Below are 13,523 nucleotides of genomic sequence, written 5' to 3' on the forward strand. Positions count from 1 at the left end.
TAAACCCTTGCAAATCCGGGGTTTCAAATCAGGTCCAAAGAGCATGGTTACGAAGAGGTTTGGGCACGGGGCGGGGGCTCTTTATTTTGTCTGCAGCGGCGTCCAGGATTGTTTCCCGCTTGCTACATCCCATAAGGTCACTTGACCTCCACGTCCGCCAGTGGCGAGTCGTGTGCCGTCGGGGGAAAACGTGACCGTCGTCACGGCAGCAAGATGTCCTCCGGTGCATTCGTGAAGTTTCGTTCCCTGATCAAGGTCCCAGATCACGATCGTTTGCGCGTCTTTGCGGCAAAAAATAGTCGCTAACTTGTTTCCGTTGGGAGAAAAGTAACCAGCACAACCCTTTAACTCGTGAGCGACTGATTGCGTTGCCAGATCCCAGACCTTCAATCTGTCGTTGTCGTCTCCTGTTGCTAACCATTTTCCATCGGGTGAAAAGCGGAGACTGCGCACGCGATGTCCTTGTTCCAACGTAGCTAGTAGTTTCAATGGTTGTGTTGCGGGGCGAGGGCGGTCTGACAGGTCCCATATTTGCACAATTCCCGATCGATCATCGCGACCCGAAGTCGCCAGCTGTCGACCGTCCTGTGAAAGCGCCGCATGATAAGGTTTCGACAGCTTTGCAGTCGCGATCAATAAACCGGAATTGACGTCCCAGACCCGAACCAGATCGTCGCGGTAACAGGCGGCGACAATATTGCCATCCTGCGAGAACGTAACGCTGCCTTGAGGTCGAATGCCTTGTCCCAGAGTTTTTATGGTCTTGCCGTTCGACGCGTTGTACAGCAGAATGCCGTCGCCGATTGCGGCGAATCGTTTGCCGTCGGATGAGACCGCGTCCGGTTTGACATTGCGTCTGTAGGTCGTTTCCTCGCGCGGTTGCCAGTCCTGCGTATCAAACTCCGTCTCCCAACTATTGCTTGCACTGGCCACAACCAGCGATTTTGAATCACTGGTGAACGCCAGGTCGATGATGCTCGATTGATAGTCGCCGTGCCGGTCACGTTCCTCTTGCCGGTTGTCGGTTGCGAATGAGTCCAGTCGCCAAACCGTAGGTTGATAGGCAATTGTTGCAAATCGAGTCCCGTCGGCTGAAATTGTCAATTGCCCACGCATATTCCGCCTGGAATCATTGCCGTAGAAGACCGGACCCATCAATTGCACAGCCTTGAGTGTCTGCGTCTTGATGTCCCACACCCGAATTGTTGAGTCAGCGCCGGCCGTGATGAGTTGTGATCCGTCCGGTGTGAATCGCATGGCGGTGATTTTGCGAGTGTGCCCGTCCAGATATCCCAGGTCTTCACCGGTGTGATAATTAACAAGCCTCACCCGGTACCGCGTTTGAAGGGGGTGCACGCCGTTGAATTCGGATATGGCCAAAGTTTGATTGTCTGGAGAAAACGTGCGACCAAACATGCGGCGTTTCCAGGATGACCACGTATGGACCACTTTCTCGGTAGCGATATCCAAAAGCCGGACTTGGTGTCCGAACGAATATCCCTCTACGACTTGCACTCCAATGACCGCTAGGAATTTGCCATCCGGCGAAAACGAGAGCGCCTTTTCTAGAAAGTCCTCGGACTTGAGAACCTTGCGTCTCGATTTCGTCTCGACATCCCAGAGAATGATTTGACTTTTCTCCGCATGGTCATAGCGATCAATAATGGCCAAGGATTGACTATCCGGCGAAAACGCGGCATCGTCGGCCATGAAATTGATGTCCTCGATTTGCGCATGTAATCTTCGTTGGGGGATATTCCACAGGAATACTTCCGTCGCCGCGGTTCCCCGTGCGGCCAAAAACCGACCGTCGGGAGAGATCGAGAGCCAGGGATGGCCTGATGAGCCGACAAATGTTGCCAACTCGCGCCCCGTGTTGATCTCATGAAGATGAATCTGGTTCTTACTGTCGACGATCGCCACCATCGATCCATCGGGAGTCAGCGCCATATTTATCGCCGATTCGTCCGTCGGCAGTGTGACAGTCGGCGGGAGTTGGTTGATGATTTGTTCCACAGCCCAACTGCGGGGAACAATCACGAACGGCCGACTCGTTGTTTGTGTGAAAAATCGCAATTCCTCCCCCGCCTCGACATACCGGCGAAAAAGCTCGTGCCGCGACAATTGGCCGTTGTCCAAGCGTCGCGTCACCGATCCCAACGGTTGCCAATAGCGTTCGATGAGATGCTCGCGTGTCGTTCGTTTTGAAAATAGTGGGTGCTTGGGGCTTGGTGAGTGCTCCCACGATGCAGCCAGCATCAACAGACCCGATTCTTTGACATGAAGATGCACCTCAGCAGGATTGGATGTTTGTTTGGCATTCGCGGCCTCGAAGGCAACGGCATGACCATCAAGCGTCTCGGGGATGTCTATCCACCCGTTGGTATTCTGAAAGACCGCCCGAAATGCGTCCACCACATCGATCTTCGCCGGTGGAGGTGTTCCCACTTGGTCGTCGGCGCAGCGGCAGATAATTAAGTTCCGCTCGAAGGGTGTTTTCATGCCAAGAACCCGCGCGACATCCTCGGCCGTTTTGGCGGGGGGATGGGTTCCGCTGGGAGCGAAAAAAAGGATGAGCTGCAGATCGACGGGAAGTGGAACTTGGTAGCTCTTTTTTGCATTGAACACGAACCACATCAAGTATTCCTGTTCCGGTTGGATTCGCCCTCCTTCAAGAGAGTCAAACCCAACGGTGCCGTTTTCGTCGAGTTGCACTCCTGCCAATTTCACATGGCTTACGATCTTCGATCCGCCCAGGTCCTTTTCACTCCCCTGTTCCGAAATGAAGCCGAGACGATGAAAGGTGTTGTTATTGACAACGGCCCAATACAAATCCGCCGGAACATCGAGCGGCGATTTGAATCGCAGGGCGTCGAAATTGGTGTTGTTTTGGTTGAGTCGGACAGTTTTCCATTGCACCTGCTCCGCCTCAGTCTGCCCCTCTACGGCGGGAAAAAGACTCATGTCCTCACGCAGCGAAAGATAATATCGATCACGCTCCGATTCCTCTGTCGGCGCAATCCTGACATACTTCCAATAATCAACAAGTTTCTCCACGTGCGGCACGTCGGGCAAATCCCACAGGCGGATATCGTGATCGTCACCAGCCGAAGCGAACGACCGTCCATCAGGAGTCACGGCGACCGCGTGGATTTCTAGGGAATGGCCCAGAAAGGTTCTCGTGAGCAGTTTTTGTTCTACCTTGAGCAGCTTCGCGCGGTGGCTATCGGCTTTCACGACATATTTCGTTCCGGGAACGAAATCGCAAGCGGCGGTGATGCCGATCACACCCACCTCGTCCTTTTGAACCAGTTCACCCTGTGAGTTCCACTGGATATAAGTATTCACCATGTCGATGGTGCTGAGAACTTTGCCGTCCGCTGAAAACGACAAGCCGACCGGGGGAGCTTCGTGGCCTTCCAAGACTTTAATGAGCTGACCCGTCTCAACAGACCACATCCGCAGCAGCTTGCTCCCCGTTTTCCGCGAACTAAAATCCAGCAGCGGGGTGCCTTCACGCGCGACCAATGTTTTCCCATCCGGCGAAAACACAATTCCTGATACGGTCTCCTCGTGTCCGTCAATTTCGCGAATCTTGTTCCCCGTTTTAACATTCCACAGACGAATCTTGCGATCCGTGGCCCCTGTCGCCAGGGATTGTCCGTCGGGCGCAAACGCCAGCGATTGCACGGTGCCTGGATGTTGCAACACGATTGGCAATGCTGTGCCCGATTGCAGATCCCAGAAACGGACCGTCTTATCCGTGCCGCCCGACGCGGCGAGTTTTCCGTCGGGTGATACGGCGACGCACCGCACGACGTCGGTGTGTCCTGCGAGCTGATGCAATTGCTGACCGCCAGTGACATCCCAGACACGCACCGTGTTGTCGGCTGCTGCGGAGACCAATCGTTGTCCATCGGGAGTAAAACAGAGATCCCACACCGGCTGGGTATGCCCGCTGAAAACGCGGATTTGAAACGGCGGCGATTCGCTTGTCCCGTTCGCGGACTGTTCTTGGGCCGCATACAAGGGACTCACAGCTGTGGTCAGCAGTAACGCGGCGACGAGGCCGTTGACGGGTATTGATAAACTCATGGCGAGGGCTTTCCGGCATCCGTTGGCGTAACGGGCGGGGGAGTATTGACAACGATGGGGAACTTGACCGTGATGTCGTAATGCCGCGATCCGTTTCTAGCGTCGTCCATATAAATAACGCACCAGTCTTTAGACTTTTTTATCGTGACTTTCCCACGCCCGCTGTTTTTCTTGACTGTTGCATTTTCAAAGGAAACGGCCTTTGAGAGCAGGTCGACGAAACGCGGATCGGTGGAAACGGGTAACTTGTCAGGATTCCAGGGAACGCCATTGATCGTTAATTGACTGGGCCAGTTCCAAGCGCGATGCGTCCATTTCAGATGCGTTTTATAGAGCCGCAGTTCCTCCTTGCCGTCCAGGATGAGTTTAAGATGGAGCTCGGCAATTTCGCTACGTTGCGATCGGTTGAGGTTGCGTATGACAATCTGCGAATCAGACGCGATGAGCGCGAACTGATTGTTGGGCGTAAATGCAATGTGTGCCGCCGTTAAATCGGCGAAAGAAATTTGTTTGACCTCTTGAGTCAACGCACCATCCCATTTACGAATCGTATCATCCAGAGAAGCGGAATAGACATGTTTACCGTCGGGGGAAAACGAAGCTGAAGTCACTCCGCCTGCGTGTCCATAATAGCGACGGATCATCTCGCCGCTATTAATGTTCCAAAGCCGCATAATGTTGTCATTGCAGGCGGCCAACAATTCTTCGCCGTTTGGGGAAAACTGCAAGGCATTGACCGTCGCGGGGATGCCACGCAGGGTGCGCAGTATTCCTGACATCTTGAAATTCAAAATTCGCACGATTCGGTCCTCGCCAGCCATCGCGAAGGTTTGGTTATCACTGCTAACGGCAATCGCGGTCGCTTTGATGTCAATACCTCTAAATCGCTTGATGAGTTCCCCAGTCTGTACGCTTCGTCGCGTTATGGTTCCAGCACCACTGGTGAAAATAATGGATTCTCCATCCGCGGCAAAAGCAACGTGATTCACTGGTTCGACTGGAAAATTACTCGCCGTGATCTCTTGTCCCGAATCGACACGCCACAGTTGCAGGCCTTTTATCGTCGCTGCGGCGGCCAATGTACCGTCCGGTGAGACAGCCAAGTTAGTGATCACTCCACTCGCTTGCCAACGGCGGATCTCTTTTCGTGTGTTTATGTCCCACAACACAATTGTCTTCTCGACATCGCCAGTGAGCGCATAATTGCTCTCCGATGATGTTGCAATCGAGGAGACGGTTGCAGAGTGTCCACGAAACGTCGCGTCGGTTTCGTCGGGCGCATCGGTTTCGTCTGTTTTATTGGGCGACTTGGGTGCGTCGATTTCTGGTTGGGTGGGAGCTATCTGTGGTGAGGAATCAGTTTGGCCCCCCGTCTGCGGCAGCCTCCAGATTCGCAAAGTCCCATCTGAATTTCCGGTGGCTGCAAGCTCGCCAGTCGGAGAGATCGCAAGAGCGGAAATGTTCGTCATCCCGTCTCTCCAAGTTTCCAAAACGCCAGGTCTTTCGCTGGCTGTGTTAAGGACCTCGACTTCGTTTCTTCCATCCGTGAGCAAAAATAACAGGCGGCCATCTGGGGAGATCGCAGATAATCGCGAACGGTTTGATATATACAACCGTTTGCCTGTTTCCAAATCAAACAGTTGTATCATCTGATTACCGCCACCGGCGGCGACAAGATTTCTGATCGAAAACAAATTGCGCTCGCCACCTCTCATATCGGTGAAAACACGTTTTTTTTGGCCGCTCTCTATATCAAGGACATTTAGCGTGTCGTCATTCGTACAGATAAGTAAGTTTCGGTTGTCTTGAGAAAATGCAAGGCCGTAGACATGGCCCGCATGATCCGAAAAGGTTTTTAGTTGTTCTCCCGTATTGGAATCCCACAAAACAACCAATCGGTTAAATCCACCGGCAGCGGCAAACCGGCCATTTGTGGAAAAACTGACGGCATAGATTGATCGCAAGCTCGTGGTTGCGAGTTGGCGTCCAGAATCCACGTCCCAAAGCCCGCCGTTGTCGTAACCACCAGTGAGTACGCGACGACCATCGGGAGAAATTTCTGCGACATTAACTTCACGGCGATGTTCAAAGGTGGCGAGCTTGGCCCCCGTCTCCACGTCCCATACGATCGCTTGTTTATCTTTAAAGGAAGACGTCACAAATCGACGCCCATCCGCGGAAAAAGACTTGCCAATTTGTATCGTATTACCTTCCGCAAAATATCGTTTTATTACGACTTGTTTTTCGATATCCCACAGTCGCAACACCAGGTCATCATGTAGAGACAAAAGACGTCTGCCGTCCGGTGTGAACACGACTTGGCGTACCAGACCTTCGCACCGGCCCAACAGGCATACCAAGGGGTCCTGTGTTGCGCCATCCAGCAACAAGCGCCTCGTGTTGGTTTTGGGCAAGGTGGAGTCGACGGGGGTCATTTCCGTAAAGGTCGAGCGTCCGTCAGATATCGTCCCTAACACGGCTAACTCAGGTTCTGGCAATAAAAACGATCCCGCCACTAACATGCCCAAGCCAATCGCGACAGCTGCAACCACAAAGCGCAGTCGCAGCCATTTCCGTCGCTTTCCGCCGCCGCGCCCCACGTGCAAACGGGCCTCTGCCGTATTCAATCGTGCTACGAGCACTTCGCGCTCATTATTTAGCTGCTCATACTTGGCCCTCGCCTTCGCCTGCTGCAACCGCATCGTCTCGAGTTCTCGATCCTGCACGGCAATCTGTTCATCCAACTCGTCGGCAATACGATCCGCTTCGGCCGCAGCTTGCTCTGCCGGTTGCACGCCTGTCGCATCGGCAGTCGTTCCCTGTTTTTCCCGACACTGCTCGGCCTCTCGACGATAATCCTGGGCGTGGCTTGTCAATTCGGCAAGGACCGATTCCGCTTCTTGGATGACTTTTGCCAACTGCGCGGCGCGCATTTTGTAAGTATGCAGTGCGCCGTCGATTTGTTGCCGTGTGTTTTGCAGGTTTTTGACGGCTTGGGGGGCATGTCTCTGAAACAATGAGAAAAAACGCTCCCGCTGATTCGCCCACCAGTTTGGGGAGTCGGGCTGTTCGAGCGCGGCTGGCAATTCCAGATCATCGTCGAATTGTGGGGCTGCAATGACTAAGCTCAGCGGATTCTCGTCCCCGCGGCTTTGCGAGAACATTGAACGGGGTTCCGTTTGAATGCGCGTCGGCGCGGCGGGCGGTTCGTCGCTATCGATTGCATGCGGCAACGGTTCACCCGATTGAAACGCGCGTAAATCCTCCAGGACCTCATCGGCCGTTTGGTGTCGGTCTTCAGGGGCTTTGGACATCAGCTTGGCCACGATCGCCACCAAGGGGGCGGGGATGTCCGCAGCGGCATCTGATAACAATGGCGCCGCCTCGTAGACGTGCTGGAAGATCATCGCCGTCGGACTCTCCGCTTCAAACGGCAATTTTCCACTGAGCATCTGATACATCAGCACGCCAATGGAATAAAGGTCCGACCGGGCGTCGATCTCCTGTCCACGTCCTTGCTCGGGCGAAATGTAATCAACCGTCCCCATGACCACGCCGGTCGCGGTTTTCGTGCTCGCATCATTGATACATTTCACCAAGCCAAAGTCCGCCAACAGCGCCCGTTTGCGTTTGCTGTCAATCAGAATGTTGCCAGGTTTGATGTCACGGTGGACCAGTCCTTGTTTATGTGCCTCCGACAGACCCGCCAGCGCTTGTTGGACCAATGCCAACGCATTATCAATGCCCAGTCGCGATGTATTTGTCAGAATATCTGCCAGGGATTTGCCGTTCACAAACTGCATGGCAAAAAAGTAATAACCCTGGTCTTCCCCGATGTAATAAATCTGAATGATATTCGGGTGCACCAACTTCGCCGCGGAACTGGCCTCGACGAAAAAACGCCTGACAAAGTCTTTTTGCCGCGCCAACCCTGCCGGGAGTACTTTGATCGCAACGGTCCGTTTCAGGTCCGGTTCAAAACCTTTGTACACATCCCCCATACCGCCATAGCCAATCCGCTCGAGGATTTCATAATGCCCGAGTCGGCTAGGAAGTTCCTCCCTGTCAGTTTCGTCGCCGGATTGCGTTTGGGGGGAAATGGTTTTTGTGTCTCGATTGACCGATTGAGAGATTGGCGTCGTGTCGGGCATCCGAGGCCTATCGACATCGACAGCATCTTCATGAGGAATCGTTGCCGGCATCTCTGCGTCGTGCTGCGCAATTGCTGCGGTCAATCGCGCTACGAGCGTCTCGGCATCATTGAGAAGGTTGCGTTGATCAAATCCCAAGGCCGCATCAATCACTTTGCGGGCACCCGGTGGGACCTGTGCTACAATCCGCGGGCTACGTAGATAGTCATTCGGCGAACGCCCCGTAACCATCCGGCATAACAATGATCCCAATTGAAAAATATCAATCCGCCGCGGGTCGATACTCACGCCAGCTTGCTCAAGCAATTGGGCCGCTTTTTTCAAATCTCGCGGTGCGTCCAATTGAAATCCCAACGGCCATCCTGGGGGATTCTGCCCGTCGTCGCCGACTCGGATGTTTTCGTCCGGGGACGGAGGCAATTGAGGAGTCTGATTGGCTGAGAATGTTATGGTGTCAGCGTCGATCCGTCGCTGGAATTCTCCCTTCGCATGACGCTGTGCCAACTGCTCCGCTAATGATTGTGTAATCCGCAGCGCGACCATTGCTCCCAACCGACGATGCTTGGAAATCGCGGCTGCGAGGTTCGTTCCGGCTTCCAAATCAAGGAGCGTGTCGGTCATAGTATCACTTTGAGAATGCTCCCTAGAGCGGGATAAGAGCCATCCTGAACCGGCTCGACGCACAGGTTGATCTTATCAGGAAATCACACCTAAACCGAATGGTTTGATACGAATCATACCAAAACAATGGACCAGCCACACCGGTATATTCAATTCGAAGCAAAGGCGAGGATCTTGCGATAACCACGATGGATCGACTCAACGGGTCTCATTGTAGGTCGCGTTTCATGGCATCCAGTTGATTGTCAATGCTGTCATTGACCGCCGTAGAGCAATTCGAGGCGGCTTTAAATGATTTGTCAGCCCCTCCCTCTAGTTCCGCTAACGCTTCCGCTTCGGCTTCGGTCCGTTCGACACGATCGCGCAGACGGTCGAATTTGGCGAAGGCTCCGTCGTCGAAACCCAATTCCTCATCGGCGGCTTGCAAGTGTATTTTCTTGCGGACATTGGCAGCGCGCTGACGGGCCGACAAGGTTGCCAGTGTCCGTTTCGCTTCCGCCAACTTAGCCTGCATTGCTTCGAACTGATGCCGAAGTGTCTGGCTCGCATCCTGAGCCGCTGCCAATTGATCGCGTAGAGCAACTGCCAATTTGTCGTGTTCTTGCTTACGCTGTAAAGCTTTGCGGGCGAGTTCGTCATCGCCTGCCTGCACCGCCTGCTGGGCACGATTCTTCCAGTTCAACGACTCCGATTCGTTACTGGCCAATTCACGCTCGACCAATTTGGTACTAGCCATTGCTTTGGCGGTTTGCTTGCGAGCTTCGGCAATGGAATCCTCCATTTCCCAAACGGCTTGTTTGAGCATTTTTTCCGGGTCTTCGAATTGCTCTGCCATGTCATTGAAGTTCGCCGAAATGATGTCGCTAATACGATCAAATAGTCCCATTTTCGTTTCTCCGGTTTCTTAGATAAATTGCAATCGTTTTGCTCAACGCGCCAGGAACTGTTTATGTGCTCCAAGTTGTTGAAGATCGTCGGACAGTCAGCGATCTGGGAAACAGCAACACCACACCGAGGCCAAACACAAATCCCAAAAGATGTCCAAAATGGCCCCAATGCCAACGACCTGAATTGAGCCACCAGCAGAACATCCCCACGGTTTCCATAATGGGAACGAACAGCAGGCACCACACAACGGGGACCTGAAATTCGCCTCCACGGACAAACCAGAAGATGCCGTATTTGGGCCGACTGATCATGCCCAACAAAATCGTGAATGGAAACACAGCGGCATAGATCACTGTCATCCGTGCCGCGGGAAGTAATAGGGCCGCGATTCCAATAACCGCATAGATCGCCCCTGAAGCGCCAACCAACGGCACTGCAAGGAACAGATACGCGAATAGCCCCAGGGTGAGGATCGCCCCCAAATAAGCTAATAGATAGTAGCCGTTACCGAGTCGGCGATTCACCGGATTGCCGAAGACCCATAAAACCCACATGTTGAATACCAAATGCCAAAAACCGGCGTGAGCGAAGCCGTGGCCTAGTATAGAAATCGGCGAAGCAGCTCGATGCACTCCCCAACTAAGCGGATCGAAAAGCAGGAAAACCACCACATTTAGGGCGATGATCACACCATTGGCGATCGGCAATTGTGTGCGTTGGAGGCGAGTTTCTGAGATTTGCACCGGCAACGGAAAAAACATGGATGACTCCTTTGAAGTTGCTTGATATCACTGCCGCCCGTCTCCGAAGAGTTCTCCCGGGCACGGGGATTCGTAGTATGGGGCTCTTCACGAAAGCTGGATTGCCTGGCACGTCGCTCTCACTATGAATGTAGTCAACGTGCAGATTCTGCATGAAATTCTCAGCGTTTTTTAGAATTCTTCGCAACGCGGCCCCGCGATATCGGGGATCTTCGCAACCATGACCGTTTCCCGAGGAAATGCCGTTCTTGACACCACACTGATCTTTGTGCCACTATTTCTTGTTAGAATGCCAACGTAGGCAAACAGTCTTTTCAATTGGCCTGTCGATTCCAGCTGTACGATTCGAGTCAGATCTTCATCCCGTTGGCTAATGCTCACCCTTTCTCCTGGGGATTTAAACAAGTGGCGTTTCCAAACACTCGCCTAACCTTAATCCAGCGGCTTGCAACTCAAAGTGATAATGCCGATTGGAACGAATTCCTGCGGGATTATTGGGGCCCGGTTTGCCGTTTTGCGCAGTGGCAAGGTGGATTGTCGCACGAAGATGCGGAGGATATTGCCTCGGCGACATTCGAAGTGATATTCAAAAATAATTTGCTGCAAAAATGGGTGACTGATAGAAATGCGAAGCTCCGCACGCTGCTTTGCGTCGTGTCCCGCAATCTCATCTCAAACCATCTCCGCGTGCGCGAAGGACGCAAGCGACTAAGGCGAGATCATGCGGATCGTTTTGATGAACGTTTTGTGCTCAAAGACATCGACGTTCCGGCCGATCAGCAAGATCAGTTTTATGCGGGATGGGCGGCTGACTTGATTCAGCAGGTGCTGGACCAGTTGATGCAGGAATACCACGCTAAAGGGCGTGGTGACTACTTTCGCGTGCTGCATGGAAAATTGTGTGACCGCATGCCCATGCGTGAAATCGCCGAAAGTCTTGGCATGAGTGCAAGCACAGCGGAAAACTATTACAAACATGTCCGTCAACGGTTAAGCGTTCTGTTGGAATCCGCTATTCGTCAGCATGTGCGACGGTACGCTGCTCCCTCCGAAGTGGATGAAGAGTTTGCCACTGAATGGGCCGATCTCGCGAAACATTTGCGTGGCCAGGGAGGATTGGAGTCCACCATCGAAAAGATGTGGAGCGGCGAAGACGTCGATCAGTATGATTCACGGCAAAAGTCGCTCAACCGAGCAGTCGCGCAACTCGATTCATTAGTCCACGTTCCCCCAGCCCGGCCGTAACGCGGATATTCGGAATATACCAAGACATCAGCGCCGCGCGGTCCAAAACAATGACGGATTGTAGTCAAACGTTGAATTGAGGGTCGACGGAACAGTGCTTGGATAGCATTGTTTTTTGTACCTCGCTGGGATTCGTGCCACAACGATGTGGTGCCCAAACTCCCGCAGTGTTAACCGCTGTAAAAGTCTCTTCGTCGCGCAAAGAAGGTTTTTCTCGACTCCCCTGCCCCGCTCACGCCGTCACGTGCACTCGTTATCTGAACTTTCGGCGGTTAGTAGCTCCAATGTTTCTTTGCACAAAAAGATATTGGTTCAAGGAGGATTTAGAACGGGGAGAGGGGGATTTTATTTCAAGGCGACTATCACCCCACCGTGAATCAGGAGAACACTTCATGCACGACTCCGCCCCCTGTGACGCCCAGCGGGGTTTCTTTTAAACCGTGGTGATCGAAAATCAGCCGGTCGGAATCTAGGCCGGTTGCAGATAAGATGGTTGCGTGCAAATCGGTTGGTTTCACAGGGCGCTGCGTCACGACATAGCCGATCGGATCGGTTTCACCGATGATTTGTCCTCCCGTTACACCGCCGCCGGCAAGCCAAACAGAATAGGCGGCTGGCGAATGGTCGCGTCCTTTGCCTCGCCCCTCCATGGTCGGCGTGCGGCCAAATTCGCCTCCCCAGACCACGAGTGTGGAGTCGAGTAACCCCCGGCGTTTGAGATCTTGCAATAACCCGCCAATTGGCTGATCCGTTCGTTTGGCCATTCGTTTGTGATTTCCGGCGATGTTTCCATGTGCATCCCATCCGCCCACACGAATCTGCACAAAGCGAACTCCCCGTTCCACCATGCGCCGCGCGAGCAGACAGCCACGACCGACGGTGCTTGAAGCGTCGTCACCTAGTCCGTACAACTGCATCGTCTCCATGGTTTCGGAATCGATGTCAAACAACTCCGGAGCGGAGGTTTGCATCAGAAACGCCGTTTCGTAACTTCGAATGCGAGCCTCTAATTCGCTGTGCTGGCCGATGGAATCCATAAACCGGCGGTTCAACTTGCGGATCACTGATAATTCTTGTTGCCGTCGTTCGTTCCCGACCCCTTCGGGCATTTCGATATTTTGGATTCCCTGGTTCGGGTCGACGACGGTGCCTTGAAAGCGTGCTGGAAGAAATCCACTCGACCACCCGGCCGCTTGCGGATGTTGCATGCCGTCGGTGTGTAAGTTCATGGTAATGTATGCGGGCAATTGCCGGTTGGCGGTTCCCAGGCCGTATAATGACCAGGCCCCCAAACTTGGCCTATGCCCCGTTGCATCCCCGGTCAGTGCAACGCACTCGCCTGGACCGTGAATTGGATTGCGATGGGTCATGGAGCGAATCACGCATAAGTCATCCGCGTGCTTGGCGATGTTTGGGAACAATTCCGAAATCGGCAGTCCGCTTTGCCCATGGCGATGAAACGCCCAGGGAGAGGCCATCAAGTTTTTCAAACCGGCACGTTTGATTTTGGGGACAGTCTTAGCGATCGACTCAGGCACATCTTTGCCTGCCAGTGCAGCCAAATCCGGTTTGGGATCGAAGGTATCGACTTGGCTAGGTCCCCCCGACATGAATAATGAAATCACGCTGCGCGCTCGTGGCGGGCGATGCGGTGCCTGTACCGGCATCGCGGGAGCCGACTCGTCGGCCATCAATGCACGTAACGCCAAGGTCATGGCTGAGCAGCCGGTGGCCGTTAATACATTTCGACGTGTAATCATTG

At 53.5% G+C, this 13,523-nt stretch carries 6 protein-coding genes; 1 reads left to right on the forward strand and 5 read right to left on the reverse strand.

Going from position 1 to position 13,523, the window contains the following annotated elements:
* Positions 1-81: 81 nt before the first annotated feature.
* From Mal52_RS15010 to Mal52_RS15025, 4 genes are all read right to left on the reverse strand, one after another.
* Positions 82-4,095 (reverse strand): WD40 repeat domain-containing protein, encoded by a 4,014-nt coding sequence (locus tag Mal52_RS15010; RefSeq protein ID WP_145377007.1) that lies wholly within the window; start codon positions 4,093-4,095, stop codon positions 82-84.
* A complete protein-coding gene (locus Mal52_RS15015) occupies positions 4,092-8,867 on the reverse strand; it encodes a protein kinase domain-containing protein (RefSeq protein ID WP_145377008.1) in 4,776 nt (1,591 codons plus the stop codon). The genes Mal52_RS15010 and Mal52_RS15015 overlap by 4 nt, the downstream gene beginning before the upstream one ends.
* A gap of 208 nt (positions 8,868-9,075) precedes the next feature.
* Positions 9,076-9,753, reverse strand: coding sequence for a PspA/IM30 family protein (locus Mal52_RS15020; RefSeq protein ID WP_145377009.1), 678 nt, complete (start codon positions 9,751-9,753; stop codon positions 9,076-9,078).
* 61 nt (positions 9,754-9,814) lie between these two features.
* Positions 9,815-10,516 carry a rhomboid family intramembrane serine protease gene (locus Mal52_RS15025; RefSeq protein WP_145377010.1) on the reverse strand — a complete coding sequence of 234 codons (702 nt, stop codon included), beginning with the start codon at positions 10,514-10,516 and terminating at the stop codon, positions 9,815-9,817.
* A 405-nt stretch (positions 10,517-10,921) separates the two neighbouring features.
* On the opposite strand from Mal52_RS15025, the gene Mal52_RS15030 reads away from it, so the two are divergent.
* Positions 10,922-11,761, forward strand: coding sequence for an RNA polymerase sigma factor (locus Mal52_RS15030; protein ID WP_197534205.1), 840 nt, complete (start codon positions 10,922-10,924; stop codon positions 11,759-11,761).
* Between the two features lie 377 nt (positions 11,762-12,138).
* Here the strand turns inward: Mal52_RS15030 and Mal52_RS15035 are convergent, their stop codons facing one another.
* Complete coding sequence (locus Mal52_RS15035) at positions 12,139-13,521, reverse strand: DUF1501 domain-containing protein (protein ID WP_197534206.1); 1,383 nt, start codon at positions 13,519-13,521, stop codon at positions 12,139-12,141.
* Positions 13,522-13,523 lie beyond the last annotated feature (2 nt).

This window comes from Symmachiella dynata, from assembly GCF_007747995.1.
Lineage (GTDB): Bacteria > Planctomycetota > Planctomycetia > Planctomycetales > Planctomycetaceae > Symmachiella > Symmachiella dynata.